Here is a 26,919-nt window from a genome sequence, read left to right on the forward strand (position 1 = left end):
AAGGGGCCGAGCTCTGCGAGGCCGCGGCCTGCAAGGCTGAGCGCCGCGGCTCACGGCGATCCCCGCCGGCCGCGGCCTGCGCATGCCGCGATGGCGCTCAGGCCGTCGCCGGCCACCGGTCGGCCAGGATCGCACGCGAGACCATCGAGCGCGTCAGCCCCCAGCGGCACAGCATGTGGTCGAACACGAGCCGCTCGACGTCGTGCACGCGACCGTCGGCCGTGATCACGCTGGCTGCGAGCCGGCACACGAGCAGGCGCTTGGCCGGGTCGCGCACCACCTCGAGCGCCGCGTCGATCTGCGCGATGTCCGACATGCGCAGGTAGCCGCGCTCGCCCAGCCGCGTGCCCTGGGCGTGCGCGAGCGCCTGGCGCAGGAACGCTTCGCGCGTCGTGCCGAGGCGGACGTAGGCGTCGAGCTCGTCGAGGATCGCGAGCTCGCGTGCATCGAACTCGGTATCGGCGACGACGGCCAGGATCAGGACTTGGGCCAGGGCTTCGGGCGAGTCGATCGCGTGCTCGGACATCGGTGTCTCCTCGGCGGGTGGGTGTGCGCGGCGCGTGCGGTACTGGCGCCTCGATCGGAACGCTTTTCGAGCCGGCGCACCGGCCCGGGTTCCGTGCCGGGCTCCGATAATCGGTGCGTGAGCACCGCCGTCACCTCGCCGCCATCGCGGCTGGCGCTGTACCTCGACCTGATCCGCTGGGACCGCCCGGCCGGCTGGCTGCTGCTGCTGTGGCCGACGCTGTCGGCGCTGTGGATCGCCGCCGACGGCTTCCCCGGCTGGCATCTCGTCGCCGTGTTCGTGCTCGGCACGATCCTGATGCGAAGCGCCGGCTGCGCCGTCAACGACGTCGCCGACCGCGAGTTCGACCGCCACGTCGAGCGCACCGCGCACCGCCCCGTCACGCGCGGTGCGCTGCCGGTGCCCGAAGCGCTGGCGGTGGGCGCGGCGCTCGCGCTGGTCGCGTTCGCGCTCGTGCTGTCGACCAACCCGCCGACGGTGCTGCTGTCGTTCGCCGCACTCGCGATCGCGATCGCGTACCCCTACGCGAAGCGCGTCGTCTCGATGCCGCAGGCGGTGCTCGGCGTCGCGTTCAGCTTCGGCATCCCGATGGCGTTCGCCGCCGTGCTCGGTGGCAGCGACCGCTCGCTGGCCGCGGTGGCCGACGCCGTGCCGCCGCACGCGTGGGCGCTGCTGCTGTCGAACCTGTTCTGGGTGCTCGCCTACGACACCGAGTACGCGATGGTCGACCGCGACGACGACCTGAAGATCGGCATCCAGACCTCGGCGATCACGCTCGGTCGCCACGACGTCGCCGCCGTGATGGCGTTCTACGCGATCCACCTCGTGAGCTGGGCCGCGATCGGTCTGTCGCTCGGTCTGGGGGCGTGGTTCCTCGCGGGGGCGGCGGTCGCGGCGGCGCAGGTGCCGTGGCACTGGACGCTGATCCGCGCGCGCCGGCGCGACGGCTGCTTCAAGGCGTTCCGGCTGAACCACTGGATCGGCTTCGCGCTGTTCGCCGGCACCGCGCTCGACCTGGCGCTGCGCTGAGCCGCCGGCCTCGGCCTGCGCACGCCGGGACGGCGCGAAGGGACCGAGCTCTGCGGGGCCGCGGCCGGCAAGGCGGAGCGCCGCGGCGTCGGCCGGCTGCGGCGGCGCGTCGCTCAGCCGAACTCGTCGCCCAGCTCCTTCGCGCGCCGCTGTGCGGCGACGATCGCGCGCACGACGGCGGCCTTGACGCCGTCGGCCTCCATCGACGTGATCGCCGCGTGCGTCGTACCGCCCTTGGACGTCACACGCTCGCGCAGCACCGCCGGGGGCTCGCCCGACTGCAGCGCCAGCGCCGCGGCGCCGGCCACCGTGGCCAGCGCGAGCTCGCGCCCCTGCGCGGCGCTCAGCCCCATCTCGACGGCGGCGGCTTCCATCGCCTCGACGAGGTAGAACACGTAGGCGGGCCCCGAGCCCGACAGCGCGGTCACGGCGTCGAGGTCGCTCTCGGCGCCGACCCACAGCACGCGGCCGGTCGGCGCGAGCACCTGCTCGACCGCGGCGCACTGCGCCGGCGTCACCGCCGGACGCGCGTACAGGCCACTGATGCCCTGGCCGATCAGCGCCGGCGTGTTCGGCATCGCGCGCACGACGGCGTCACTGCCGGTCGCGCGTGCGATCGCGTCGCTGCGGATGCCGGCCATCACGCTGAGCTGCAGCGCGCCGCGCACGTGCGCCGCGCACGGCGCGGCCGCCGCGGCGAAGACCTGCGGCTTGACGGCCCAGACGACGAGCGCAGCCTGCGCGAGCGTCGCGTCGGCGCCGGCCAGCGTGCGCACGCCGTGCCGTGCGGCCAGCCGCTCGCGCTGCGCGGCGTCGGGCTCGACGACGACGATCGAACCCGGCGCGCGGCCCGCGCGCACGAGGCCGCCGACGATGGCGGCGGCCATGTTGCCGCCGCCGATGAACGCGATGGTGGTGTCGGTCATGGATGCAGTGTAGGCTCGCACGTTCCCGCCGCGAGGAGCATGCGATGAACGAGCCGCTGTCGTACGTCGACCCGGGCCCCGACAGCCCGTGGCGCACCTACCTCGCGCAGGTCGACCGCGTGCTGCCCTACCTCGGTCCGCTGGCGCGCTGGGCCGAGACGCTGCGCCGGCCGAAGCGCGCGCTCGTCGTCGACGTGCCGATCGAGCTCGACGACGGGCGCGTCGCACACTTCGAGGGCTTTCGCGTACAGCACAACCTCAGCCGCGGGCCCGGCAAGGGCGGCGTGCGCTACCACCCGCAGGTCACGCTCGAGGAGGTGATGGCGCTGGCGGCGTGGATGAGCATCAAGAACGCCGCGGTGAACCTGCCGTTCGGCGGCGCCAAGGGGGGCATCCGTGTCGACCCGAAGGCGCTGTCGCGCAAGGAGCTCGAGCGGCTGACGCGCCGCTACACGAGCGAGATCGGCCTCGTGATCGGCCCGCAGCAGGACATCCCGGCGCCCGACGTCAACACCGACGCGCAGGTGATGGCGTGGATGATGGACACCTACAGCATGAACGTCGGCGCCACCGTGACCGGCGTCGTCACCGGCAAGCCGATCCACCTCGGCGGTTCGCTCGGGCGCGTCAAGGCCACCGGCCGCGGCGTGTTCGTCACCGGGCGCGAGGCGGCGCGGCGCATCGGGCTGCCCCTCGACGGCGCGCGCGTCGCGGTGCAGGGCTTCGGCAACGTCGGCTCGGCGGCGGCCGAGCTGTTCGTGCAGGCCGGCGCGAAGGTCGTCGCGATCCAGGACCACACGGGCACCGTCGTGAACCCGGCCGGTTTCGACTTCGCGGCGCTGATGCCGCACGTGCGTGCGCACGGCGGCGTCGCGGGCTTTCCCGGTGGTGACGCCATCGACGGCGAGTCGTTCTGGGACGTGCCGTGCGACGTGCTGATCCCGGCCGCGCTCGAGGGGCAGATCACCGCCGAGCGCGCGCGGCGCATTCGCGCGCGCATGGTCCTCGAAGGCGCTAACGGCCCGACGCTGCCGGCCGCCGACGACGTGCTCGCCGAGCGAGGCATCCTCGTCGTGCCCGACGTGATCTGCAACGCCGGCGGCGTGACGGTCAGCTACTTCGAGTGGGTGCAGGACTTCAGCTCGTTCTTCTGGACCGAGGACGAGATCAACGTGCGGCTCGACAAGATCCTCGTCGGCGCGCTGAAGACGATCTGGGACACCGCCGAGCGCCACAAGATCAGCCTGCGCACGGCGACGTTCGCCGTCGCGTGCGAGCGCATCCTGACGGCACGCGAAGTGCGCGGGCTGTACCCCTGACGCGAGCGTGCGCTCAGCGCGCGGGCGACGCCGCCGGCTCGGGGGGGCTCGGGATCGTGACGCCCGGCGCCAGCGGGATGTCGCTCGACAGCGTGACGCCGGTGACGAAGTGACGCGTCTCGCCGAAGCAGCTCGTCGGCAGGCCGACCTTCTCCTCGTAGTGCAGCGTCACGCGCTTGCCCATGACCTGCATGATCTGCGCCGCCACCGCGTCGTCGCGCACCGTGAACGGGAACTTCTCGACCGTGCTGCCCGGCAGCGAGACGAGGGCCAGCTCGCCTTCCCAGGTCTTGCAGATCCAGCCCTTCTTCGACAGCTTCTGCACCCAGCCGGCACGCTCGCCCTCGGAATAGTTCCAGTGGAGCATCGCGAACAGGTAGCCGACGAACAGCACGACGGCCAGCGCGAGGCCGAGCAGCAGGCGGACGATCATCACCGGGCGGGCGCAGTGGGTACGGGCGCGATGGTGACACGAAGCGGCCGCGGCCGCGCGTAACATCGCATCCCATCCTTGCATTTCCCGCGCGGTCCAGCCATGCAACGTCGCCACCTGCTCGCCCTCGCCCTGACCGCCACGCTGCCCGCCGCCGGCTTCGCGCAGCCCGCGTGGCCGACGCAGCCGGTCAAGATCGTCGTGCCGGCACCGGCGGGCAGTTCGCTCGACATCGTCGTGCGGCTGATGAGCGACAAGCTCAAGGAGCGCTGGGGCCAGCCGGTCGTCGTCGAGAACCGGGTCGGCGCCGGCGGTCTGCTCGGCACCGACGCGGCGGCCAAGGCCGCGCCCGACGGCCACACGATGGTGCTGTCGTTCAACGGCCCGATCTCGTTCGCGCCGTTCATGTATGCGAAGCTGCCATACGACCCGGCGAAGGATCTCGTGCCCGTCGTGATGACGACGTCGCAGCCCAACGTGCTGGCCGTCCACGCCGCCGTGCCGGCGACCAACGTCAAGGAGTTCGTCGCGTGGGCCAAGGCCAAGCCGGGCGGGCTGAACTACTCGTCGCTGGGCAAGGGCAGCTCGTCGCACCTGACGATGGAGCTGTTCCTCGCCGACGCCGGCATCGCCGGCACGCACGTGCCGTACAACGGCTCGCCGCCGAGCGCGATGGCGGTCGCGCAGGGCGAGGTCGACGCGACGATGATGGTCGCGCCCGCGATGCTGCCGCACGTGCAGGCCGGGCGCGTCAAGCTGCTCGCCGTCACCAGTGCGCAGCGCCCCGAGTCGCTGAAGAACCTGCCGACGATGGCCGAGGCCGGCTACCCGAACGTCGAGGCGCTGGCGTGGAACGGGCTGTTCGTGCCCGCCGGCACCCCGGCCGCCGTCGTGGCGCGGATCAACACCGACGTCAACGCCGTGCTGCGCGACCCCGACGTGCGCGCCAAGCTCGACACCGCCGGCTTGACGCCGGTGGGCGGCAGCGCCGCCGACTTCGCCGCCGCGGTGGCTGCCGACACGCAGCGCTGGGGCCCGATCATCCGCCGCATCGGGCTCAAGCTCGACTGAGCTGCGGGACGCGCCGACGACACGGACGAAGCGGGCGGGCGCCGGCCGCGAGCGCCGTGCGGGCGTGCCGGTGGCGGCTCAGCGCGTGCCGAAGATCGCGGTGCCGACGCGCACGATCGTCGCCCCTTCGGCGATCGCGGCCTCGAGGTCGGCGCTCATCCCCATCGACAGCGTGTCCAGCGCCAGCCGCTGGTCGCACAGCGCGAGCAGCAGCTCGCGCAGGGCGCGGTGCGGGCGGCGCTGCGCCTCGAACTCGGCCGCCGGCTCGGGAATCGCCATCAGCCCGCGCAGCACCAGCCGCTCGCGCGGCAGCGCGGCCACCGCGTGCGCGAGCGCCGGCACCTCGGCGGGCGCCACGCCGCTCTTGCTCGCCTCGCCGCTGACGTTGACCTGCAGGCACACCTGCAGCGGCGGCAGGCCGGGCGGGCGCTGCTCGGCCAGCCGCTGCGCGATCTTGAGGCGGTCCACCGCATGCACCCAGTCGAACGCTTCGGCGACCGGGCGCGTCTTGTTGCTCTGCAGCGGGCCGATCAGGTGCCACTCGAGCTCGGGGCGCAGGTCGGCCAGCGCGTCGATCTTGGCCAGCGCTTCCTGCACGTAGTTCTCGCCGAATGCGCGCTGGCCGGCGGCGTGCGCGGCGCGCACCGCCTCGGGGCCGAAGGTCTTGCTCACGGCCAGCAGCGTGACGCTTTCCACGGGCCGGCCGGCACGCGCACACGCCGCCGCGATGCGCCCTCTGACTTGCTGGAGATTGGCCGATATGGTCGCCATAATGAACCGAGCTTAGTCTGTCTTCATGGACATCACCCAGCTGCTGGCCTTCTCGGTCAAGAACAAGGCCTCGGACCTGCACCTGTCGGCGGGGCTGCCGCCGATGATCCGCGTGCACGGCGACGTGCGCCGCATCAATGTCGACCCGCTCGAGCACAAGCAGGTGCACGACATGGTGTACGACATCATGAACGACAGCCAGCGCAAGCACTACGAGGACACGCTCGAGTGCGACTTCTCGTTCGAGATCCAGGGGCTGGCGCGCTTTCGCGTCAACGCGTTCAACCAGAACCGCGGCGCCGGCGCCGTGTTCCGCACGATCCCGAGCAAGATCCTGACGCTCGAGCAGCTCAACGCGCCGAAGGTCTTCGGCGAGCTCGCGCTCAAGCCGCGCGGCCTCGTGCTCGTCACCGGCCCCACCGGCAGCGGCAAGAGCACGACGCTGGCGGCGATGATCAACCACCTCAACGAGAACGAGTACGGCCACATCCTGACGGTCGAGGACCCGATCGAGTTCGTCCACGAGTCGAAGAAGTGCCTGATCAACCAGCGCGAGGTCGGTCCGCACACGCTGAGTTTCTCGAACGCGCTGCGTTCGGCACTGCGCGAGGACCCCGACGCGATCCTGGTCGGCGAGATGCGCGACCTCGAGACGATCCGCCTGGCGCTGACCGCCGCCGAGACGGGCCACCTCGTGTTCGGCACGCTGCACACCTCGAGCGCGGCCAAGACGATCGACCGCATCGTCGACGTGTTCCCCGCCGCCGAGAAGGAGATGGTGCGCGCGATGCTGTCGGAGTCGCTGGTGGCGGTGATCTCGCAGACGCTGTGCAAGCTCAAGGACGGCTCGGGCCGCGTGGCCGCGCACGAGATCATGCTCGGCACCTCGGCGATCAAGAACCTGATCCGCGAGAACAAGATCGCGCAGATGTACTCGGCGATCCAGACCGGCCAGAGCCTGGGCATGCAGACGCTCGACCAGAACCTGGCCGACCTGGTGCGGCGCAACGTGATCTCGCCGGCCGAGGCGCGCAGCAAGGCCAAGACGCCCGAGAACTTCCCCGGCTGACCGACGCCGCCCGACGAGGAACCCCGCGATGGAACGTGACCAGGCTTCCAAGTTCGTTCACGACCTGCTGCGGCTGATGGTGTCGCGTAACGGCTCGGACCTGTTCCTGACCGCCGACTTCCCGCCGGCGATCAAGGTCGACGGCAAGGTCACGAAGGTCAGCCCGCAGCCGCTGACGGGCCAGCACACGCTGGCCCTGGCGCGCGCGGTGATGAACGACAAGCAGGCCGCCGAGTTCGAGCGCACGAAGGAGTGCAACTTCGCGATCTCGCCGCAGGGCATCGGGCGCTTCCGCGTCAACGCCTTCATGCAGCAGGGCAACGTCGGCCTCGTGATGCGCACGATCCCGCAGCAGATCCCGACGATCGACGGCCTCGGTCTGCCGAAGATCCTGAAGGACGTCGCGATGACCAAGCGCGGGCTGGTCATCTTCGTCGGCGCCACCGGCTCGGGCAAGAGCACGTCGCTGGCGGCGATGGTCGACTGGCGCAACGAGAACTCGTTCGGCCACATCATCACCGTCGAGGACCCGGTCGAGTTCGTGCACCCGCACAAAAACTGCATCGTCACGCAGCGCGAAGTCGGCATCGACACCGACAGCTGGGAGCAGGCGCTGAAGAACACGCTGCGCCAGGCGCCCGACGTGATCCTGATGGGCGAGATCCGCGACCGCGAGACGATGGAGCACGCGGTCGCCTTCGCCGAGACCGGTCACCTGTGCCTGGCCACGCTGCACGCCAACAGCGCCAACCAGGCGCTGGACCGCATCATCAACTTCTTCCCCGAGGAGCGCCGGCCGCAGCTGCTGATGGACCTGTCGCTGAACCTCAAGGCCATCGTCTCGCAGCGGCTGCTGCCGCGGCAGGAGACCAAGGGGCGCATCGCGGCGGTCGAGATCCTGCTCAACACGCCGCTGGTGTCGGACCTGATCTTCAAGGGCGAGGTCGGCGAGATCAAGGAGCTGATGAAGCGCAGCCGCGAGCTCGGGATGCAGACCTTCGACCAGGCGCTGTTCGACCTCTACGAGGCACGGCTGATCACCTACGAGGATGCGCTGCGCAACGCCGACTCGCTCAACGACCTGCGGCTGAACATCAAGCTCAACAGCCAGCGCGCGCGCAACCCCGACCTCGCGGCCGGCACCGAACACCTGACGATCGTCTGACGCCGCGACGCGGCGTTCAGCCGCCCGAGCGGCGCATCGCCGCCAGTTCCTCCGGCGTGATCAGCTCGAACACGCGCACGACCTTCTGCACGCCGCGCACGCCGCGCGCCAGCTCGGTCGCGCGCTGCGCCTCGGCCTCGGTGACCCGGCCCATCAGGTGCACGACGCCGCGTTCGGTGACGACCTTGACGGCGGTCGCGTCGAGGTCCTTGACATCGATGAACGAGGCCTTGACGCGGCTGGTCAGCAGGCCGTCGTTGGCGCGTTCGGTCAGCGAGCTGGCCGGCATCACGGCCAGCTCGTTGACGACGGAGCGCACGTTGTCGACCCCCTTGACCGCCTCCTCGACGCGCGCGCGGTCGGCGTCGGTGGGCACCTCGCCGGTCAGCAGCACGATGCGGTTGTAGCTCGTGACGTTGACGTGGCCGCGGTCGCCGACGACGTCGCGCGCGCGGTTGCGGCCCTTCAGTTCGATGGCCTGGTCCTCGAGCTGGATGCCTGCCGTGCGGCGGTCGTTGGCCACCAGCACGGTGCCGACCGCCGCGCCGCCGAGCACCAGCGGCGCGCAGCCGGCGAGCAGCGTGCTGCCGGCGATCGCGGCGACGAGCAGCCATGCCGCGCGCGGGCGGCGGACGGTGGGGCGCGATGAAGTCGTCATGCGGAATCCTGTTCACCCATCAGTTGCAGGTCCAGCGCGTCGCACAGCGCGTGCGCGACGAGCAGCTGCACCTCCTGCACGCGTGCCGAACGGTCGTGCGGCACGCCGATCCAGACGTCGGTCTCGCCGAGCAGCGCGCCGAGGGCGCTGCCGCGCGGCGTGATCGCGACGACCGTCATGTCGCGGGCCTGCGCGGCGGCCACCGCCTCGGCGAGTGCCGCGTCGTGCGGCGCCGATGCGAAGACGACGAGCACGTCACCCGGCGTGCCCAGCGCCTGCACCTGCATCGCCAGCGGCGAGCCCGGCGGCGCGACCTTCAGCAGCGCCGCGGTGACGGTGGCATCGGCACCGAGCACCAGTGCGGCGAGGCCGGGGCGGTCGCGCTCGAAGCGGCCCACGAGCTGCGCGGCCATCGCCTGCGCCACCGCGAGCGCGGCGCCGGTGCCGGTGAGCAGCAGCTTGCCGCCCGCGGTCAGGCTGCCGAGCAGGGCCTGCGTCGCGCTGGCGACCGGCTTGGCGAGCACTTCGGCCGACTGGTACAGCAGGTCGGCGGCGTCGAAGAAGTGCTGCTGGATGCGCTGCTCGAGCATGACCATGCATCATATGACAGCACCTCTGGACGCCGGTTCCGCCGCGTGCGCCGCCCAGCGGTCAGCCGCTCGCCGCCGCGGCCCGCGTCAGGAGGCCGGTGCCAGCGCCCAGTGCCCGTCGCGCTCGATCGCCGTGCCGTCGTGCGCCAGCTTGAGCAGGTGCGCCTTCAGCGAGCGCAGCGCGACGCCGTGCAGCCGGGGCGGCACGTCGTCGTAGACGCGCGGCAGCAGCGCGTCGGCGGCCGCGGGGCCGAGCGCGCGCAGCGCGTCGACGACCTTGGCCTCGCGGCGCAGCCGGTGCGCGACGATGGCCTCGATCGCGCGCTTCGGCCGGTCCATCAGGAAGCCGTGGCCGGGCGCGAGCCACTCGAGGTCTTCGGCCAGCAGCGCACGCAGCGACGCGAGGTACGCCGCCATGTCGCCGTCGGGCGGGTTGATGACCACCGTCGACTGCTGCATCACGTGGTCGCCGGTGAACAGCAGCTTCTCTTCCTCGAGCAGATAGCACAGGTGGTTCGACGCGTGGCCGGGCGTGTGGATCGCGCGCAGCGTGCAGTCGGCGTGCAGCGCGAAGCGCTCGCCGCCGGCGAGCTCGACGTCGGGCGCAAACGCAGCGTCCTGCCACTCGCGGTGGGCCGCTCGGCGGCCGTGCACCGTCGCGCCGGTGGCGGCCTTCAGCGCCGCGGTGGCCGGTGAGTGGTCCAGGTGCGTGTGCGTCACGAAGATCCAGCGGATCGGCCCCGGCGCTGCGGCGAGCACGGCCTGCACGTGCGCGGGGTCGTCGGGGCCGGGGTCGATCACGGCCCACGCGTTGTCGGGGCCGCCGCCGACGAGGTAGGTGTTGGTGCCCGGGCCCGTCATCACGCTGCCGTTGTCGGCCGTCACGCGCACGATGCGCGCCGACAGCCGCACCGCGCGGCCGGGCTCGATCTCGTAGCTGTAGTGGCCGCGGCACTGCGGGTCCACGCGGGCAAGCTCGGCGTAGGCCGGCTCGTCGGGCGTCACCGGGCGCACGCCGTCGCGGCCGCGGCCGATCATCGGCATCGTCAGCGCGATCTCGCGCGGCTGCCGCGCCCACGCGAGCAGCGCCTCGACGCGGTCGAACCGCGCCAGCGCCTCGAGCGTCTTGCGCTGCGGCGTGATCAGCTTGAGCGTGTCGGCCTGCGCCAGCGCGTCGGCCGGGCGCAGCCAGCGCTGCTCGACGACTTCGGTCTCGTCGTGGGCAGCCACCTGCACCGGCGGCGCCGCGGCGACGAAGAAGCGTGTGTCGAAGCGCTTGCGCTGCGCCGGCGGCGTCAGCCAGTGGCTGAAGTAGACGAGCTCGTCGAGCGCGAGCTCCCAGCCGGTGGCCGCGCACAGCTGCGCCAGCGTGCGCTCGCCGCGGTGCATCGGCGTGCGCCACGCCGCGACGCGCCGTGCCTCGTCGCCGCGCAGCGTGACCAGCCCGCGCTGCCCCGGCACGCGCGCATACAGCAGCCCGGCTTCCTCGAAGCACTCGCGCACCGCGGCGATCCAGTAATCGAGCCCGCCGCGCGGCAGCCCGAGGCGGGTGCTGGCCTGCGCGTCGTCGAGGCCGGCGGCGTGGCGGTGCGCGTCGCGGTCGCTGTCGTCGAGCAGCCCGCCGGGGAACACCCAGGCACCGCTGTTGAAGTCGCCGCGCTCGGCGCGGCGCAGCAGCAGCACCTCGATGCCGACGGCGGCATCACGCACGACGACGAGCGAGGCCGCGGCGCGCGGCGTCGCGGGCGGCGTGTCGGTGGCGGCAGGCGGGGGCGTGGTCATGAGGGCGGTGCGCGGCGTGTGCGATGCCGCGCAGTCTGTCACGAGCGGCCGCGTGGCGCGCGGCGGCCCACCTCAGCGGCGGAAGCCGTACTCGACGCTGAAGAACTGCGGCTTGAGTGCGGCCAGCGGTGCACGCAGCTTGTCGAGCTCGGCCGGTGGCGCGTGCACCTCGAGCCGCGTGAGCTGCGCGATCTTCAGCGCCTCCTGCAGCAAGGCGCCGACGTTGTCCAGGTGCGCGAGCACCGCTGCAGCGTTGTCGTAGCCCTCGCGGCAGTGCACCGCGTCGCCGTCGAACGAGAACGCGTAGTGCACGCAGCCGCTCTCGCCGCGCGTCTTCGCGACGAACTGCTCGCACAGCGCGCGAAACGCTTCCATCTGGCCCGGCTGGACTTTGAAGTACGGCACCAGCGTGCACACGGTATCGGTCGAAGCCATCGTCGTCTCCTCGTTCGTGGGTGGGGCGCCGATCGTAGGCGCCCGCGGCCGCCGTGGAAAGGGCGTCGGCGCGCCCGACAATCGGCGCTTCGTCGACTTCGGGGAGACACGCCGATGCCCGGTGCGCTGGCAGGACTCAAGGTGATCGAGATGGTGGGGCTCGGGCCCGCTCCGCTGTGCGCGATGCTGCTCGCCGACCACGGCGCCGAGGTGATCCGCATCGACCGCCCCGGGGCGGCCGGCGCGCTCGGCCTGCCGCCGCAGTACGACGTCGCCGCGCGCGGGCGGCGGTCGCTGGCGATCGACCTGCGCAAGCCGGGAGCCGTCGACGCCGTGCTCGACCTCGTCGCGCGCGCCGACGTGCTGATCGAGGGCTTCCGCCCCGGCGTGATGGAGCGCCTGGGGCTGGGCCCCGACGTGTGCCTGGCGCGCCAGCCGCGCCTGGTCTATGGCCGCATGACGGGCTGGGGGCAGAGCGGGCCGCTCGCGCACGCGGCGGGGCACGACATCAACTACATCGCGCTGTCGGGCGCGCTGCAGGCGATCGGCCGCGCCGGCGAGGCGCCGGTGCCGCCGCTGAACTACGTCGGCGACTACGGCGGCGGTGCGATGCTGCTCGCGTTCGGTGTGCTTGCGGCCCTGTACGAGGCGCAGAGGAGCGGCCGCGGGCAGGTCGTCGATGCCGCGATGACCGACGGCGCGGCGCTGCTGTCGGCGATGTTCTACGGCCTGAAGGCCGCCGGCGCGTGGCGCAACGAGCGCGGCACGAACCTGCTCGACTCGGGCGCGCACTTCTACGACACCTACCGCTGCGCCGACGGCAAGTACGTCGCGGTCGGCGCGATCGAGCCGCAGTTCCACGCCGAGCTGCTCGCGCGCCTCGGGCTCGACGCGGCCGAGTTCAAACGCCCGCTCGATCCGGCGCAGTGGCCGCAGTACAAGGCGCGGCTGGCCGCGGTGTTCGCGACGCGCAGCCGCGACGCGTGGTGCGCCGTGCTCGAGGGCAGCGACGCCTGCTTCGCACCGGTGCTCGACTGGGACGAGGCGCCGCGCCACCCGCACAACGTCGCGCGCGGCACGTTCGTCGAGATCGGCGGCGTCGTGCAGCCGGCACCGGCGCCGCGCTTCAGCCGCAGCGAGGCGCCCACGCCGGCGGCGCCGGTGGCTGCCGGCCACGACAGCGAGGCCGTGCTGCGCGGCTGGGGCATCGACGCGCAGCGCATCGCCGCGCTGCGCGACGCCGGCGCGATCTAGCGTCGCCGCGGCCCGCCGAGGCCGCGGGCGCAGGGGCTCGGCTCCTATAATTCATGGGTTTGTCCGTCGCGGGCAGCCTCGATGGCATGCCCGCGGCGGCAGTGCACCGTCGACCACCGAGGCCCCATGAGCAGCGATCCCGCCCACGCCCCCGCCCACGACGAAAGCCACGAAGGCCCGATCAAGACCCCGCGGCAGCTGGTCTGGGCGGTCGTGCTCGCCTTCGTGGTGCCGATCTTCCTGATCGTCCTGCTGGTCAACTTCGTTGCCAGCAACGAAAAGCCCTCTGCAGGCACCGACGCACTCGGCGCCGAAGCGGTCGCGCGCCGGCTGCAGCCGGTGGGCACCGTCGAGCTGCGTCTGGGCGGGGGTGCCGCCGTCGTGCGCACCGGCGAGCAGGTCTACCAGGCTGCCTGCACCGCCTGCCACGCTGCCGGCGTCGCGGGGGCGCCGAAGTCGGGCGACGCGGCCGCGTGGGCGCCGCGCATCGCCACCGGTTACGACGCGCTGCTCAATTCGGCGCTCAAGGGCAAGGGCGCGATGCCGCCCCAAGGCGGCGGCCAGTTCAGCGACTACGAGATCGGACGCGCCGTCGTCTACATGGCCAACCAGGCCGGCGCCAAGTTCCCCGAGCCGAAGGCCCCGGGCGGCGAAGCCGCTGCGGCCCCGGCAGCGGCGCCTGCGCCCGCGGTTGCTGCGGCGCCCGCGCCGGCGGCGGTCGCAGCCGCGCCCGCACCCGCCCCGGCAGCGGCCGCTGCGGCGACGGCGACGCCGGCGCTGTACACCCAAGCTTGCCAGGTCTGTCACGCCGCCGGCGTCGCCGGTGCGCCCAAGCTCGGCGACAAGGCCGCATGGGCGCCGCGCCTGGCGGCCGGCGTCGACGGCCTGACGGCCAGCGCGATCAAGGGCAAGGGCGCGATGCCGCCGCGCGGCGGCGCGATGACGGCGTCGGACGCCGACATCAAGGCCGTCGTCGCATACATGGTCGACAGCGTCAAGTAACGCGGCTGCGGCCGCACCCCCGTTGCACGGGCCTGCGCGAGCAGGCCCGTGTCGTTTTCAGCCGGCGTCGCGCTGCGGGCTCAGCCGGTAGCCGAAGCGCTGCGGCATCGCGGCGAACGGCAGCGTCTGCGGCGCGGGCCACGCGCCGCGCTCGAGCGCGAGCGCGGCGGCATCGGTGTCGAGCGAATGCACGAGCCCGAAGCCGAGGTCGGTGTCGAGGAAGACGCGCCCGTGCTCGTCGAGCCACACCGAGCGCATCGCGGCTGCGGCGCCGGTGTGCGCGGTGACCGCCACGCCGCCGTCGGCGCCGACGTGCACGCGCCACACCCACGGAGCGGCCTCGAGTTCGACGTAGACGCGCTGCGGTCCGTTCTGGAAGTACCACGCCCCGTGCGCGTCGGCCGCGTAGTTGCGGCCGATGAAGGCCACCAGCGCCGGATGTTCGATGCGGCTGCCGCGCGAGGCCGGCCAGGGCCCCGCGGCCTGCGCCGCTTCGTCGCGCAGCCACCAGTGCCCGCGTGCGTCGAGCCCGAGCCAGCCGCGCACGTGCGGCACGTGCGGCCACTTGCGCAGCGCGGCTTCGACGATCGCGTCCATGCCCGTGAGTGTCGGTCAGCGCTGCGCCTGCAGCCAGCCCATCACGGCTTCGGGCAGGGTCAGCACGTGGCCGGGCGGCGGGCCGCTGGCGAAGCCGACGTGGCCGCCGTGCGGCGGCTGCCACAGCGTCACGAAGCGCCCGACCTCGTGCGCTGCGGGCAGGCTGCGCGCGGGGATGAACGGGTCGTTGCGCGCGTTGAGTACCAGCGTCGGGATGCGGATGCGCTGCAGGTGCGGCTTGGCCGACGCGCGGGTCCAATAGTCGAGCGCGTCGCGAAAGCCGTGCACCGGCGCGGTGAACGCGTCGTCGAATTCGAGCAGCGTGCGCGCGCGCGCGACGCGCTCGCGGTCGAACAGCCCCGGGTGCTGCGCCCACTTCGCGAGCGCCTTCGGCTTCATCGTGCGCAGGAAGTACGGCGTGTAGGCCAGCCGGTTGAAGCCGCGCCCGATCGCGAGAGCGCCGGCCGTGAGGTCGACCGGCGACGACACCGCCGCCACCGCCACCGCGGTGGCGGCGGCGCGCTCGCCGGCCTCCTCGGCCCAGCGCAGCAGCGCGTTGCCGCCGAGCGAGATGCCCACTGCGTACAGCGGCCGCCCGTGGCGCTCGCGCAGCCGCGCGAGCATCCAGCCGACCTCCTCGAAGTCGCCCGAGTGGTACGCGCGCGGCGCGAGGTTCAGCTCGCCCGAGCAGCCGCGAAAGTGCGGCACCGCGTAATGCCAGCCGGCGTCGCGCGCCCAGTCGGCAAACGCGAGCGCGTAGGCGCCGCGCGAGGACCCTTCGAGACCGTGGAACAGCACGAGCAGCGGCGCGGCGGCATCGGTCGCGTCGACGAAGTCGACGTCGACGAAGTCGCCGTCGGGCGTCGTCCAGCGCTCGCGCCGGTACGCTGGCGCCGGCCCGCGGTGGCGGCGCGAGAACAACGCCGGCCAGATCGTCTGCAGGTGGCCGCCGGGCAGCCACAGCGGCGCGCGGTACTGCATCGCCGGCGTCAGTGCAGCACCGACGGCGACTCGGCCACCTCGAGCGGCGCGCGCGGCGAGCCCGGGCTCGCGTGGTGCGCGACGATGCGCCAGCCTTGCGCGGTGCGCACGTAGACATTGGTCGCAAGCACCCACGCGACCTGCGGCCCCTCGTCACCGGGCACCTCGACGCGCTCGACGACGCCGTGCACCGCGGCGCCGGCCACCTGCACGCGCCGCACCTGCTCGGCGTGCACCGCGACGGCGCCGTTGGCGAAGATCGCCTCGAAGGTCGCGCGCACCGCGTGCGGCCCGACGACGCGCGGGCCGCCCGGGTGCACGCAGTAGACCTCGTCGTCGTCGGCCCACAGCGCCATCATGCGCTCGACGTCGCCTTCGCGCATCGCCTCGTAGAACTGCGCCTCGAGGTCGTCGGGCGACGCCATCAGCGCGGCGGTCTCGGCCTTCGAGCGCGGCATCGCGGTGGCTGCGCTAGCGGAACACCACCGTCTTGTGGCCGTTGAGCAGCACGCGGTGCTCGACGTGCCAGCGCACGGCGCGCGCGAGCACGACGCATTCGACGTCGCGGCCGACGGCCGTCAGGTCCTCGGCCGACAGCGAGTGGTCGACGCGGGCGACGTCCTGCTCGATGATCGGCCCCTCGTCGAGGTCGGCGGTCACGTAGTGCGCCGTCGCGCCGATCAGCTTCACGCCGCGCGCGTGCGCCTGGTAGTACGGCTTCGCGCCCTTGAAGCTCGGCAGGAAGCTGTGGTGGATGTTGATCGCGCGGCCCCGGAGCGCGTCGCACATCGCGGGGCTGAGGATCTGCATGTAGCGCGCGAGCACGACGAGGTCGATGCGCTCGGCCTCGACGAGCGCCATCAGCTGCGCTTCCTGCGCCTGCTTGGCCTCGGGCGGGCTGCCGGCGGGCAGCGGCAGGTGGTGGAACGGGATGCCGTAGCTGTCGGCGAGCGCCGCGAACGTCGGGTGGTTGCTGACGATCGCCGGGATGTCGACCACGAGCTGCCCGCTCTTCCAGCGGAACAGCAGGTCGTTGAGGCAGTGGCCGTGCTGGCTGACCATCAGCAGCACGCGCGGGCGCCGCGCGACGGCGTGGAAGCGCGCGTCCATCGCGTACTGCTGCCGCACGTGCGCGAACAGGCGCTCGAGCGTCGGCACGTCGGCCAGCTGCGGCGGCGCCTCGAAGTGCACGCGCATGAAGAACAGCCCGGTGGCGTCGTCGCCCTCGAGGTCGCCGAACTGCTGCGAGTCGAGGATATTGCAGCCGGCCTGGTACAGCAGCCCCGAGACGGCGTAGACGACGCCCTTGGTGTCGGGGCACGACAGCGTCAGGATGAACTCGTGCTCGCGCGCCATCGTCGTGGGGCCGGCCCGGCGGGCCGGCTCAGTGGTGCTGCGCGACCTTCTCGCCGGCCTTGAGCCGGTAGACGGTGCCGCAGTACGGGCAGCGCCCCTCGCCGGTCGTCGCGACGTCGATGAACACCTTCGGATGGCCGTTCCACAGCGGCATCTTCGGGTGGGGGCAGTGCGTGACGCCCGGGCCCATCAGCTCGCGGGCGGTCAGCTCGACGACGGCCTTCGGTTCGCTCATCGCCGCCTCCTCACACGCGCGTCAGCCACTCGGCGTACTTCGCGTTGCGGCCGTTGACGATGTCGAAGAACGCGTTCTGGATCTTCTCGGTGATCGGCCCGCGCGCGCCGGCGCCGATCGTCACGCGGTCGAGCTCGCGGATCGGCGTGACCTCGGCGGCGGTGCCGGTGAAGAACGCCTCGTCGGCGATGTAGACCTCGTCGCGCGTGATGCGCTTCTCGACGATCTTCAGCCCCAGGTCGTGGCAGATCGCGAAGATGGTGTCGCGCGTGATGCCGTTGAGCGCGCCGGCCGACAGGTCGGGCGTGTAGACGACGCCTTTGCGGATCACGAACAGGTTCTCGCCGGCACCCTCGCTGACGAAGCCGGCGCTGTCGAGCAGCAGCGCCTCGTCGTAGCCCTCGTCGGTGGCTTCCATGTTGGCCAGGATCGAGTTGGTGTAGTTGCTCACCGCCTTGGCCTGCGTCATCGTGATGTTGACGTGGTGGCGCGTGTAGCTGCTCGTCTTGACGCGGATGCCGCGCTTGAGGCCTTCCTCGCCGAGGTACGCGCCCCAGGCCCACGCGGCGACCATCAGATGGATCTTGTTGCCCTTCGGGCTGACGCCGAGCTTCTCGGAGCCGATCCAGGTCAGCGGGCGGATGTAGCAGCTGTCGAGCTTGTTCGCGCGCACGACCTCGCGCTGCGCGTCCATCACCTGCTCGATGCTGAACGGGATCTTCATGCGCAGGATCTTGGCGCTGTTGAACAGGCGCTCGGTGTGCTCGCGCAGGCGGAAGATCGCCGTGCCGTGGACGGTGTTGTACGCCCGCACGCCCTCGAAGGCGCCGCAGCCGTAGTGCAGCGTGTGAGTCAGGACGTGGATCTTGGCGTCGCGCCAGTCGACGAGCTCGCCGTCCATCCAGATCTTGCCGTCGCGGTCGGCCAGGGACATGGGATCTCCTTTCGCGGGCGTCGCGGCACGCGGCGCCGAAAGACAAATTCTACGGGCGCGGCCCTGCGCGACGCGGCGCGGGCGCTCAGGCGCCGGGCGGGGTGGCGCCGGGGGCACCGTCCGCAGCGCGCCCGCCGCCGTCGTCGGGCACGTCGTCGGGTCGACTCAGCGTCCAGCGCACGCAGCGCCCGCGCTCGAACTCGACGCGCACGCGCGCGCCCGAAGCGTCGCGCCACTCGAACGTCTCGGGCGCGTCGGCGACCTTGCGCCCGAGCGCGCCGGCCAGCGGCAAGATGTCGAGCAGCCGCATGCCGGCGTGCAGCTTCGCGTGCAGCATCACCGCGCTGCCGACCTCGCCGACCGGCGCCGCGCCGGCGCGGCGCATCACGCGCATCGCGCGGCTGAACTGCAGCAGCAGCCAGAACACGACCATCGTGATGCCGAGCAGCGCGCCGGGCCCGCCGTACTGCACGTAGCCGATCGCGATCGCCAGCACCGCCAGCGTCCAGCCGAGCCACGGGTTCATGCCGCGCCCCTGCCGACGACGTCGCGCTCGAGCCGCCCGACGCGCCCGGTGCGCAGCGCGTCGGCCCAGTCGCCGCGGCCGTTGGCCTCGGCCCGGCGCGCGGCGGCTTCCCAGTCGTACGCGGTGGCCACCAGCGTCGCGCTCCAGCCGCCGGCGTCGCGCTCGATCAGCGCCCAGCGCGCGTGCGGGCTGCCGGTCTCGACGCGGTGCTCGTGCGGGTGGTCGTCGTCGTACGCCGGCACGCCGACGCTGCCCGGGTTGACGACGAGCGTCGCGCCAGCGCCGTCGCGGCCCCCGTCGTGCACGACGCGCGCGATGCGCGGCGTGTGCGTGTGGCCGCACAGCACGACGGCGTCGCGGCGCGCGCCGAGCCGCCGGCGCACCTCGGCGTCGGTGGCGGCGCGGATGCCCGGCGAGCCGTCGCGGCCGAGGTCGGGTGTCACGGTCTCGAGGAAATACGCGAGGTCGTCGTCGGGCGTGCCGTGGCAGCACCAGACGCCGCCGCCGAGGTCCAGCGTGGCCGGCAGTGCCGCGAGCCACGCGCGCTCGGCCGCGCCGAGCGCGTCGGCCGCGAACGCGTCGGCCGGCCCCATGCGCGCGCGCGGCAGCGTGAGCACCTGGCGCTCGTGGTTGCCGCGGATCGTCGGCCAGCCGAGCGCCATCAGCCGCTGCACCGTCTCGCGCGGCCACAGCGGGCCGCTCGCGATGTCGCCGAGGTTGACGATGCGCTCGGCGCCGGCGCGGCCGATCGCGGCGATCACCGCCTCGAGCGCCGGCAGGTTGCCGTGGATGTCGGAGACGACGGCGATGCGCATCCCTGTCTCGCGCTGGCCGCTCATGCCAGGTCCCAGCCGGTGCCGGCCGGCGGCGCCGCGCCGTCGGCCGCGTCCCAGCCGTAGGCGCGCTCGACGCGCGCGACGCGCAGCTCGTAGTGGCGGTACCAGCGCGCGCGCCCGTCGTCGCGCGCCGCGGCGTGCTCGACGTGCCGCCGCCACGCGTGGATGTCGGCCTCGCTGCGCCAGTAGCTCACCGTGATGCCCAGCCCGTCGGCGTCTCGCGTGCTCTCGGCGCCGATGTAGCCTGGCTGGCGCTCGGCCAGCGCCGCCATCAGTGCGGCCATCGCCGCGTAGCCGTCGCCGTCGGCGTCGGTGCGCTGGCTCGTGAAGATCACGGCCCAGTACGGCGGTGCCGGACGCGGTGCGAAGCGGCTGGCCATCACAGGCTCCTGACGACGTCGATCGCGTCCTCGATGCGCTCGACCGGGTGCAGCGTGAGCCCCTCGATCGGCTTCTTCGGCGCGTTGGCCTTGGGCACCAGCGCGACCGCGAAGCCGAGCTTGGCCGCCTCGCGCAGCCGCTCCTGGCCGCGCGGCGCCGGGCGCACCTCGCCGGCCAGCCCCACCTCGCCGAACGCGACGAAGCCGCGCGGCAGCGCCTTGCCGCGCAGCGAGCCGTGGATCGCGAGCAGCACCGCGAGGTCGGCGGCCGGCTCGCCGATGCGCACACCGCCCACCGCGTTGACGAACACGTCCTGGTCGGTGCACGCGATGCCGGCGTGGCGGTGCAGCACCGCGAGCAGCATCGCCAGCCGCTCGCGGTCGAGGCCGACCGACAGCCGCCGCGGGCTCGGGCCGCCGCTGTCGACCAGTGCCTGGATCTCGACCAGCAGCGGGCGGCTGCCCTCGAGCGTGACCATCACGCACGAGCCGGGCACCGGCTCGCCGTGCGTCGACAGGAAGATCGCGCTCGGGTTGGAGACGCCCTTGAGGCCGCGCTCCGTCATCGCGAACACGCCGATCTCGTTGACGGCGCCGAAGCGGTTCTTGATCGCGCGCACGAGGCGGAAGCTCGAGTGCGTGTCGCCCTCGAAGTACAGCACCGTGTCGACGATGTGCTCGAGCACGCGCGGCCCGGCGAGCGCGCCTTCCTTCGTCACGTGGCCCACCAGCACGACGGCGCAGCCGCGGGTCTTCGCGATGCGCGTCAGTTGCGCCGCGCACTCGCGCACCTGCGCGACCGAGCCCGGCGCCGACGTCAGCTGGTCCGAATAGAGCGTCTGGATCGAATCGATCACGACCAGCGCCGGCGCCTCGGCCTCGATCGCGGCGGCGATGCGCTCGAGCTGGATCTCGGCCAGCACGCGCACCTTCGCGCCCGACAGGCCGAGCCGCCGCGCGCGCAGCGCGACCTGCGCGCCGCTTTCCTCGCCGGTCACGTACAGCACCGGGATGCGCGCCGACATCGCGTCGAGCGCCTGCAGCAGCAGCGTGCTCTTGCCGATGCCGGGGTCGCCGCCGATCAGCACGACGCCACCGGCGACGACGCCGCCGCCGAGCACGCGGTCGAGTTCCTCCTGCCCGGTGGGCATGCGCTCGACCTCGGTGGCGGCGATCTCCGCGAGCGTCGCCACCGGCTGCGTCGCCGCGATCGCCTGGAAGCGGTGCCGGCCGGCGAGCGCCGGCTCGGCCACCGTCTCGTCGAGCGAGTTCCACGCCTTGCAGTGCGGGCACTGGCCGAGCCACTTCGGGCTCGTGCCGCCGCACTCGCGGCAGGTGTAGACCGTCTTGTCGCGCGCCATGCGCGGCATTGTGGCCGCTGGCGCGGCATCGACGCGAATCGGTCGGCCCCGCGACCCCGGCATCGGCTGGCCGTGGCCGCGACCCGTGGCCGTCGCGCAGGGGCTGCCGGCGCCCTGCGTCGCGGTCGACGAACGAATCGTCAGTCCCGCGGGACCGCGCTGCGCAGCGCCTTGACCTGCGCGCGCCGCGCCTTGGCCTGCAGCCGCCGCTGCTGGGCCGCAAAGGTCGGCTGCGTGGCCTTGCGCTGCACCGGTGGCAGCGCGACGGCGTCGACCATCGCCTGCAGCCGTGCGAGCGCCTCGGCGCGGTTGCGCGGCAGGCTGCGGTGGTCCTGCGCCTTGATGACGACGATGCCGTCTTCGGTGATGCGGTGGTCGGGCAGCGCGAGCAGCCGCGCCTTGATGTCGTCGGGCAGCGACGACGCGCGGATGTCGAAGCGCAGGTGCGCCGCGTTCGAGACCTTGTTGACGTTCTGCCCGCCGGCACCCTGCGCACGCACCGCGGTGAACTCGACCTCGCGCTCGTCGATGCGCGGCGGCCTCACGCGACGCCCCTCATGCGGCCACGGCCACCGGCACGCGCGGCGCGAGCGCGCACATCAGCTCGTAGCCGATCGTGCCCGCCGCATGCGCGACCTCGTCGATCGCCAGCCGCGCGCCGCCCGGGCCTTCGCCCCACAGCGTGACCTCGCTGCCGGGGCCGGCACCGGGCAGCGGCGTCAGGTCGACCGCGAGCATGTCCATCGAGACGCGCCCGACGGTGCGCGTGCGCCGCCCGTCGACGAGCACCGGCGTGCCGGTGGGCGCGTGGCGCGGGTAGCCGTCGGCGTAGCCGCACGCGGCGATGCCGATCGTCATCGGCGCGTCGGCCGTGAACGTGCTGCCGTAGCCCACCGTGTCGCCGGGCTGCAGCCGCTGCACCGCGATCAGCTTCGTGCGCAGCGTCATCGTCGGGCGCAGCCCCCAGTGCGCGATGTCGTGCGCCGGGAAGTCGGGCGCACTGCCGTAGCACAGGATGCCGGCGCGCACCCAGTCGGCCGCGACGCCGGCCTCGCGCGCGTGGCGCAGCACCGCGGCGCTGTTGGCGAGGCACCGCTCGCCGGGCAGGTCGCGCGTCGCGGCGTCGAAAGCCGCCATCTGGTGCGCGATGCCGCGCGCGCCGTCGGCATCCGAGAAGTGCGTCATCAGCGACACCTCGCCGACCTGCGGCAGCGCGTTGAGCCGCGTCCACGCGGCGCGCAGCGCCGGCGCGGTGAACCCGAGGCGGTTCATGCCGCTGTTCATCTTCAGGAACACGCGGTGCGGCTGGTGCGTCTTGTGCGCGGCGAGCCAGTCGATCTGCTCGGCGCAGTGCACGACGTGCCACAGGTGCAGCCGCGAGCACAGCTCGAGGTCGCGCGGCTCGAACACGCCTTCGAGCAGCAGGATCGGCCCGCGCCAGTCGAGCGCGCGCAGCCGCTGCGCCTCCTCGAGGTCGAGCAGCGCGAAGCCGTCGGCCGCGCGCAGCCCGGCGAACGCGCGCTCGATGCCGTGGCCGTAGGCGTTGGCCTTGACGACGGCCCACACGCGGCTGTCGGGCGCATGGGCGCGCGCGCGCGCGAGGTTGTGCGCGAGCGCGTCGGGGTGGATCAGGGCTTCGATCGGGCGCGGCATCGTGCGCGATTGTGCGCCGTCGCGAGGCGCGCGACGGCAGGCGGCGGGCCGTCACGGGGCGCGTGCTATAACGCGCCGCCTGCTGGAGGAGACACCACGCCGCGCCGGGCCCTGCACCCGGGCGCGCGCCGACGCCGCGCATGAAGCGAGGGTTCTACACCATCATGTCGGCGCAGTTCTTCAGCTCGCTGGCCGACAACGCACTGTTCGTCGCCGCGGTCGAACTGCTGCGCACCGGTGGCGCCGACGAGTGGCAGCGCGCCGCCCTGGTGCCGATGTTCGCGCTGTTCTACGTGCTGCTGGCCCCCTTCGTCGGCGCGTTCGCCGACGCGCTGCCCAAGGGGCGGGTGATGTTCGTCTCCAACAGCATCAAGGTGGTGGGCTGCCTGATGATGCTGGCCGGCGCGCACCCGCTCGTCGCCTACGCGGTGGTCGGGCTCGGCGCGGCGGCGTATTCGCCGGCCAAGTACGGCATCCTCACCGAGCTGCTGCCGCCGTCGCAGCTGGTCAAGGCCAACGGCTGGATCGAGGGACTGACGATCGCGTCGATCATCCTCGGCGTCGTGCTCGGCGGCCAGCTCGTCGGGCCGCACGTCGCGCCGTGGCTGGTGCCGGCGATGCCGTGGCACGTCGGCAGCCCGGCCGAGGCGGCGATCGCGGCGATCGTGCTGCTGTACGCGGTCGCCGCGGCGTTCAACCTGTACATCCCGCGCACCGGCACGCCGCTGCGCCCGTTCGGCAACCACCCGCTGGCGCTGGTGCGCGACTTCGCGAGCTGCAACGCGCGGCTGTGGAACGACAAGCTCGGCCAGATCACGCTGGCGACGACGACGCTGTTCTGGGGCGTGTCGGGCAACCTGCGCTACATCGTGCTCGCGTGGGCCGCGGCGGCGCTGGGCTACGGCACGACGCAGGCGTCGTCGCTGGTCGGCGTGGTGGCCATCGGCACCGCGGTGGGCGCCGTCGTCGCGTCGGTCACGATGCGCCTCGAGCACGCGACGCGCGTGATCCCGCTGGGCATCGCGATGGGCGTGCTGGTGATCGCGATGAACTTCATCGGCAACGTGTGGATCGCGGCACCGTTCCTGATGGCACTCGGCGCGCTCGGCGGCTACCTCGTCGTGCCGATGAACGCGCTGCTGCAGCACCGCGGCCACAACCTGATGGGCGCCGGGCGCTCGATCGCGGTGCAGAACTTCAACGAGCAGGCGTGCATCCTCGCGCTCGGGGCGTTCTACACCGGCATGACGAAGTGGGGCCTGTCGGCGTTCGGCGCGATCACGATCTTCGGCCTCGTCGTCGCCGGCACGATGGAGGCGATCCGCCGCTGGCACCGGCGCAACTGCCGCGTGCACCGCGACGAAGTCGAGCGGCTGCTGGCGATCGCGCGCAGCGACAAGCACTGACCACCGCCGCAGCGCCTTCGGCGGCTGCCGCCCAGGGGGAGCCGAGGGCGCACCGGCAGACCCGCATCCGCAGCGGCTGCTCGAAGGGTCGTGGGTGCGCGCCGGTGCGGGCGCGGTCCGGCCGTGACGTTGCGCTGCGGCGGGGCCAGGCCGCGTGCCTCGACAATGGCGGACTTTGCCCTGGCCCGCATGGATCCCCGTTTCGCCCTCTGGCCCGCCGCCGCGCTGACGTTCAACGCCTTCGTCTGGGGCGTGTCATGGTGGCCGTTTCGCCGGCTCGACGCGCTCGGGCTGCACCCGCTGTGGGCCACCGTCGTGATCTATGCGCTCGCGGTGGTCGTGCTCGTCGTGGCGCGGCCGGGCGTGTGGCGCGAAGTCCTGCGTCACCGCGGGCTGTGGGTGCTCGTGCTCGCGTCGGGCACGACCAACGCCGCGTTCAACTGGGCGGTGACGATCGGCGACGTCGTGCGCGTGGTCCTGCTGTTCTACCTGATGCCGCTGTGGGCGGTGCTGCTGGCGCGCCCGCTGCTGGGCGAGCGGCTGCACCGCGGCGCGGCCGCGCGCGTCGGCCTGTCGCTGGCCGGTGCGGTCGTCGTGCTGTGGCCCGCCGACGGCGGCTGGCCGCTGCCGCGCACGCTCGCCGAGGCGCTGGGCCTGCTCGGCGGCGTCACGTTCGCGCTGAACAACGTGATGCTGCGGCGCGAGGCGCAGCGCAGCGAGGCCGCGCGCGCCGCCGCGATGTTCACCGGCGGCGTGCTCGTGGCCGGCGTGCTCGCGCTGGTGCTGACGTCGACGGGTCGGGTCGGCGCGCCACCGCCGCCCGCGCCCGGCTGGGCGCTCGGGGTGTTGGCGATGGGGGTGGCGTTCCTCGCGTCGAATCTCGCGCTGCAGTACGGTGCGGCACGGCTGGCGGCGCATGCGACGGCCGTCATCATGCTGACGGAAGTCGTGTTCGCGTCGGTGTCGGCGGTGGCGCTCGGTGCCGGCGCGCCGACGCTGCAGGCGCTGGCCGGCGGGGCGCTGATCGTCGCCGCGGCGGCGATGGCCGCGCTGGCGCGCACGCCGGCGCGCTGAACCGCCGCCGTTCAGCGGCGACGGCGCGAGCCCGAGGCCGGCGCGACGCGCGCACCGTGGCGCTGCAGCGTGTCGTGCAGCAGCGCGGCGTCGAGGGGTTTGGCCAGGCAGGCGTCGGCGCCGGCCAGCGTCGCGCGCACGCGGTCGCTGCCGCTCGCGCGCGCCGACAGCATCACCACCACCGGCGCGCGCCCGCTGGCGCTGCGGTGCGCGCGCTTGATGTGGCGGCACAGCGCGAGCGCGTCGAGGCCGCCCGCGTCGTCGAGGTCGATGTCGACGAACACGAAGTCGTAGCTGTCGTGCGCGAGCCATTCCAGCGCACGTGCAGCGCCCCGCGCACGCTGCGTCGTCAGCCCGAGCGCGTGCAGGTGGTGTTCGAGGTGGCGCAGCGCGACGTCGCTGTCGTCGACGAGCAGCGCGTCGGCACGCCGCCGCGGCGGCAGCGCGAGCGGTGGCGGCTCGAACGCCGGTGCGTCGTCGAGGTCGCCGGGCTGCGAGTCGTGGGCGCGCCGCTGGGGCCGGTCGACCCCGCCGGTGTCGGACGACGTGGTCCGCCACGACATCAGTGCCGACGGCACGGTGGGCAGTTCGTCGTCGTCGGCGCGGTGCGCCGCCAGCGTGTCGAGTTCGCGCTGCACCTGTAGCGGATCGATCGGACGCATCGTCCACGCCCCCGCGCCGCGCGGCGCCGCGCTGCCGACGAACACCGTGTCGTGCAGGCGGCCGGCCTGCGTGATCTCGTCGACGATGGCCGGCTGGTCGGCGTCGGCGACGGCGAAGTCGGCCAGCGCCAGCGTCGCGACCAGCCCGTAGGCGGGGCGGCGCTCGGCGCTGAGGCGGAAATAGGCGCCGAGCGCGTCGCGCTCGAAGCCACTGAACCCGCGGAGAACGACCTTGTACCGTGCGCCCATGCGACACCGAACGCTCAAGCTGCCGATGGTCGGCGGCCGAGGCCGCGGTGTCAACGCCGGGTTGCAGGGGTCGTGCCGGCCGCTGCCGGTGTCGCGGGTACCATCGCCGCTTCGCCGCCGTGACCTTCGCTGCCATGCCCGAGACCACCGTCTACGACTTCGAGGCCGTCTCGATCGACGGCCAGCGCGCCGACTTCGCGAGCCAGCGCGGCAAGGTGCTGCTGATCGTCAACACCGCGAGCCAGTGCGGCTTCACGCCGCAGTTCGCCGGTCTGGAGGCGCTGTGGCAGCGCTACCGCGACCGCGGGCTGGTCGTCGTCGGCTTCCCGTGCAACCAGTTCGGCGGCCAGGACCCGGGCAGCAACGCCGAGATCGGCGCGTTCTGCCAAAAGAACTACGGCGTCAGCTTCCCGATGATGGCCAAGGTCGACGTCAACGGCGCGAACGCGCACCCGCTGTGGAAGTGGCTGAAGGCCGAGGCGCCCGGGCTGCTCGGCAGCGAGGCGATCAAGTGGAACTTCACGAAATTCCTCGTCGGTCGCGACGGGCGCGTGATCAAGCGCTACGCGCCCACCGACAGCCCCGAGTCGATCGCCAAGGACATCGAGGCCGCCCTCGCGGCCTGAACGCCGAGACACG

At 73.1% G+C, this 26,919-nt stretch carries 31 protein-coding genes; 10 read left to right on the forward strand and 21 right to left on the reverse strand.

Annotated features, from left to right (window positions below; all coding sequences use genetic code 11):
• Positions 1–97 precede the first annotated feature (97 nt).
• Entirely contained in the window at positions 98–526 is a 429-nt protein-coding gene (locus MOJ79_RS07465) for a hypothetical protein (protein ID WP_241923574.1), read from the reverse strand.
• A 117-nt stretch (positions 527–643) separates the two neighbouring features.
• Between MOJ79_RS07465 and ubiA the strand changes: the two genes are divergently transcribed.
• The gene (gene ubiA / locus MOJ79_RS07470; protein WP_241923575.1) at positions 644–1,555 is read left to right on the forward strand and encodes a 4-hydroxybenzoate octaprenyltransferase; all 912 of its coding nucleotides are present in this window, start codon (positions 644–646) and stop codon (positions 1,553–1,555) included.
• A 113-nt stretch (positions 1,556–1,668) separates the two neighbouring features.
• On the opposite strand, the gene proC is transcribed toward ubiA, so the two are convergent.
• Entirely contained in the window at positions 1,669–2,481 is an 813-nt protein-coding gene (gene proC / locus MOJ79_RS07475; RefSeq protein ID WP_241923576.1) for a pyrroline-5-carboxylate reductase, read from the reverse strand.
• Between the two features lie 44 nt (positions 2,482–2,525).
• Here proC and MOJ79_RS07480 point away from each other — a divergent pair, with 44 nt between their 5' ends.
• Positions 2,526–3,800: a Glu/Leu/Phe/Val family dehydrogenase gene (locus MOJ79_RS07480; protein WP_241923577.1), complete on the forward strand. Its 1,275-nt coding sequence runs from the start codon at positions 2,526–2,528 to the stop codon at positions 3,798–3,800.
• A 13-nt stretch (positions 3,801–3,813) separates the two neighbouring features.
• On the opposite strand, the gene MOJ79_RS07485 is transcribed toward MOJ79_RS07480, so the two are convergent.
• The gene (locus tag MOJ79_RS07485) at positions 3,814–4,233 is read right to left on the reverse strand and encodes a hypothetical protein (protein ID WP_241923578.1); all 420 of its coding nucleotides are present in this window, start codon (positions 4,231–4,233) and stop codon (positions 3,814–3,816) included.
• Positions 4,234–4,335: 102 nt separating this feature from the next.
• Between MOJ79_RS07485 and MOJ79_RS07490 the strand changes: the two genes are divergently transcribed.
• A complete protein-coding gene (locus MOJ79_RS07490) occupies positions 4,336–5,304 on the forward strand; it encodes a Bug family tripartite tricarboxylate transporter substrate binding protein (RefSeq protein WP_241923579.1) in 969 nt (322 codons plus the stop codon).
• Between the two features lie 78 nt (positions 5,305–5,382).
• Here the strand turns inward: MOJ79_RS07490 and MOJ79_RS07495 are convergent, their stop codons facing one another.
• On the reverse strand, positions 5,383–6,075 hold the full coding sequence (locus MOJ79_RS07495; RefSeq protein ID WP_241923580.1) for a YggS family pyridoxal phosphate-dependent enzyme: 693 nt from the start codon (positions 6,073–6,075) through the stop codon (positions 5,383–5,385).
• Positions 6,076–6,100: 25 nt separating this feature from the next.
• Between MOJ79_RS07495 and MOJ79_RS07500 the strand changes: the two genes are divergently transcribed.
• Positions 6,101–7,144 (forward strand): type IV pilus twitching motility protein PilT, encoded by a 1,044-nt coding sequence (locus MOJ79_RS07500; protein ID WP_119289294.1) that lies wholly within the window; start codon positions 6,101–6,103, stop codon positions 7,142–7,144.
• Between the two features lie 28 nt (positions 7,145–7,172).
• Positions 7,173–8,309, forward strand: a complete 1,137-nt coding sequence (locus tag MOJ79_RS07505) for a PilT/PilU family type 4a pilus ATPase (protein ID WP_119289296.1) — start codon at positions 7,173–7,175, stop codon at positions 8,307–8,309.
• Between the two features lie 16 nt (positions 8,310–8,325).
• On the opposite strand, the gene MOJ79_RS07510 is transcribed toward MOJ79_RS07505, so the two are convergent.
• The 4 genes from MOJ79_RS07510 to MOJ79_RS07525 all read right to left on the reverse strand — a co-directional run bounded on the left by MOJ79_RS07510 (position 8,326) and on the right by MOJ79_RS07525 (position 11,774).
• Positions 8,326–8,967, reverse strand: a complete 642-nt coding sequence (locus tag MOJ79_RS07510) for a BON domain-containing protein (RefSeq protein ID WP_241923581.1) — start codon at positions 8,965–8,967, stop codon at positions 8,326–8,328.
• Entirely contained in the window at positions 8,964–9,557 is a 594-nt protein-coding gene (locus tag MOJ79_RS07515) for an SIS domain-containing protein (RefSeq protein ID WP_241923582.1), read from the reverse strand. The genes MOJ79_RS07510 and MOJ79_RS07515 overlap by 4 nt, the downstream gene beginning before the upstream one ends.
• Before the next feature lie 87 nt (positions 9,558–9,644).
• Positions 9,645–11,339 carry an MBL fold metallo-hydrolase gene (locus tag MOJ79_RS07520; protein WP_241923583.1) on the reverse strand — a complete coding sequence of 565 codons (1,695 nt, stop codon included), beginning with the start codon at positions 11,337–11,339 and terminating at the stop codon, positions 9,645–9,647.
• A gap of 72 nt (positions 11,340–11,411) precedes the next feature.
• Entirely contained in the window at positions 11,412–11,774 is a 363-nt protein-coding gene (locus MOJ79_RS07525; RefSeq protein WP_241923584.1) for a putative quinol monooxygenase, read from the reverse strand.
• A 114-nt stretch (positions 11,775–11,888) separates the two neighbouring features.
• Between MOJ79_RS07525 and MOJ79_RS07530 the strand changes: the two genes are divergently transcribed.
• Positions 11,889–13,028 (forward strand): CaiB/BaiF CoA transferase family protein, encoded by a 1,140-nt coding sequence (locus MOJ79_RS07530; protein ID WP_241923585.1) that lies wholly within the window; start codon positions 11,889–11,891, stop codon positions 13,026–13,028.
• A 126-nt stretch (positions 13,029–13,154) separates the two neighbouring features.
• Complete coding sequence (locus MOJ79_RS07535; RefSeq protein ID WP_241923586.1) at positions 13,155–14,030, forward strand: c-type cytochrome; 876 nt, start codon at positions 13,155–13,157, stop codon at positions 14,028–14,030.
• Between the two features lie 57 nt (positions 14,031–14,087).
• Here the strand turns inward: MOJ79_RS07535 and MOJ79_RS07540 are convergent, their stop codons facing one another.
• The 12 genes from MOJ79_RS07540 to alr form a co-directional block, all read right to left on the reverse strand.
• Positions 14,088–14,627 (reverse strand): DUF2946 family protein, encoded by a 540-nt coding sequence (locus tag MOJ79_RS07540; RefSeq protein WP_241923587.1) that lies wholly within the window; start codon positions 14,625–14,627, stop codon positions 14,088–14,090.
• A gap of 15 nt (positions 14,628–14,642) precedes the next feature.
• On the reverse strand, positions 14,643–15,608 hold the full coding sequence (locus tag MOJ79_RS07545; RefSeq protein ID WP_241923588.1) for a YheT family hydrolase: 966 nt from the start codon (positions 15,606–15,608) through the stop codon (positions 14,643–14,645).
• Between the two features lie 8 nt (positions 15,609–15,616).
• A complete protein-coding gene (locus tag MOJ79_RS07550; protein WP_241923589.1) occupies positions 15,617–16,066 on the reverse strand; it encodes a YybH family protein in 450 nt (149 codons plus the stop codon).
• 13 nt (positions 16,067–16,079) lie between these two features.
• Positions 16,080–16,964, reverse strand: coding sequence for a formyltetrahydrofolate deformylase (gene purU, locus MOJ79_RS07555; protein WP_241923590.1), 885 nt, complete (start codon positions 16,962–16,964; stop codon positions 16,080–16,082).
• Positions 16,965–16,992: 28 nt separating this feature from the next.
• Entirely contained in the window at positions 16,993–17,199 is a 207-nt protein-coding gene (locus tag MOJ79_RS07560; RefSeq protein ID WP_119289317.1) for a zinc-finger domain-containing protein, read from the reverse strand.
• A gap of 10 nt (positions 17,200–17,209) precedes the next feature.
• Entirely contained in the window at positions 17,210–18,133 is a 924-nt protein-coding gene (locus MOJ79_RS07565) for a branched-chain amino acid transaminase (protein ID WP_241923591.1), read from the reverse strand.
• Positions 18,134–18,218: 85 nt separating this feature from the next.
• Complete coding sequence (locus MOJ79_RS07570) at positions 18,219–18,659, reverse strand: hypothetical protein (RefSeq protein WP_241923592.1); 441 nt, start codon at positions 18,657–18,659, stop codon at positions 18,219–18,221.
• Positions 18,656–19,474, reverse strand: a complete 819-nt coding sequence (locus MOJ79_RS07575; RefSeq protein ID WP_241923628.1) for a metallophosphoesterase family protein — start codon at positions 19,472–19,474, stop codon at positions 18,656–18,658. Before MOJ79_RS07575 ends, MOJ79_RS07570 begins: the two co-directional genes overlap by 4 nt.
• Positions 19,475–19,494: 20 nt before the next feature.
• A complete protein-coding gene (locus MOJ79_RS07580; RefSeq protein ID WP_241923593.1) occupies positions 19,495–19,875 on the reverse strand; it encodes an antibiotic biosynthesis monooxygenase family protein in 381 nt (126 codons plus the stop codon).
• On the reverse strand, positions 19,875–21,236 hold the full coding sequence (gene radA / locus MOJ79_RS07585) for a DNA repair protein RadA (protein WP_241923594.1): 1,362 nt from the start codon (positions 21,234–21,236) through the stop codon (positions 19,875–19,877). The genes MOJ79_RS07580 and radA overlap by 1 nt, the downstream gene beginning before the upstream one ends.
• Positions 21,237–21,376: 140 nt before the next feature.
• Positions 21,377–21,781, reverse strand: a complete 405-nt coding sequence (gene arfB, locus MOJ79_RS07590; protein ID WP_241923595.1) for an alternative ribosome rescue aminoacyl-tRNA hydrolase ArfB — start codon at positions 21,779–21,781, stop codon at positions 21,377–21,379.
• A 10-nt stretch (positions 21,782–21,791) separates the two neighbouring features.
• Entirely contained in the window at positions 21,792–22,889 is a 1,098-nt protein-coding gene (gene alr, locus MOJ79_RS07595) for an alanine racemase (protein ID WP_241923596.1), read from the reverse strand.
• Positions 22,890–23,029: 140 nt separating this feature from the next.
• Between alr and lplT the strand changes: the two genes are divergently transcribed.
• Positions 23,030–24,295 carry a lysophospholipid transporter LplT gene (lplT, locus tag MOJ79_RS07600; RefSeq protein ID WP_241923597.1) on the forward strand — a complete coding sequence of 422 codons (1,266 nt, stop codon included), beginning with the start codon at positions 23,030–23,032 and terminating at the stop codon, positions 24,293–24,295.
• Positions 24,296–24,484: 189 nt separating this feature from the next.
• Complete coding sequence (locus tag MOJ79_RS07605; protein ID WP_241923598.1) at positions 24,485–25,369, forward strand: DMT family transporter; 885 nt, start codon at positions 24,485–24,487, stop codon at positions 25,367–25,369.
• Between the two features lie 11 nt (positions 25,370–25,380).
• Here the strand turns inward: MOJ79_RS07605 and MOJ79_RS07610 are convergent, their stop codons facing one another.
• On the reverse strand, positions 25,381–26,280 hold the full coding sequence (locus tag MOJ79_RS07610) for a response regulator (RefSeq protein WP_241923599.1): 900 nt from the start codon (positions 26,278–26,280) through the stop codon (positions 25,381–25,383).
• 134 nt (positions 26,281–26,414) lie between these two features.
• On the opposite strand from MOJ79_RS07610, the gene MOJ79_RS07615 reads away from it, so the two are divergent.
• Positions 26,415–26,906 carry a glutathione peroxidase gene (locus MOJ79_RS07615; RefSeq protein ID WP_241923629.1) on the forward strand — a complete coding sequence of 164 codons (492 nt, stop codon included), beginning with the start codon at positions 26,415–26,417 and terminating at the stop codon, positions 26,904–26,906.
• Positions 26,907–26,919 lie beyond the last annotated feature (13 nt).

Origin of the sequence: Calidifontimicrobium sp. SYSU G02091, assembly GCF_022631395.1 — a bacterium.
Lineage (GTDB): Bacteria > Pseudomonadota > Gammaproteobacteria > Burkholderiales > Burkholderiaceae_C > Calidifontimicrobium > Calidifontimicrobium sediminis.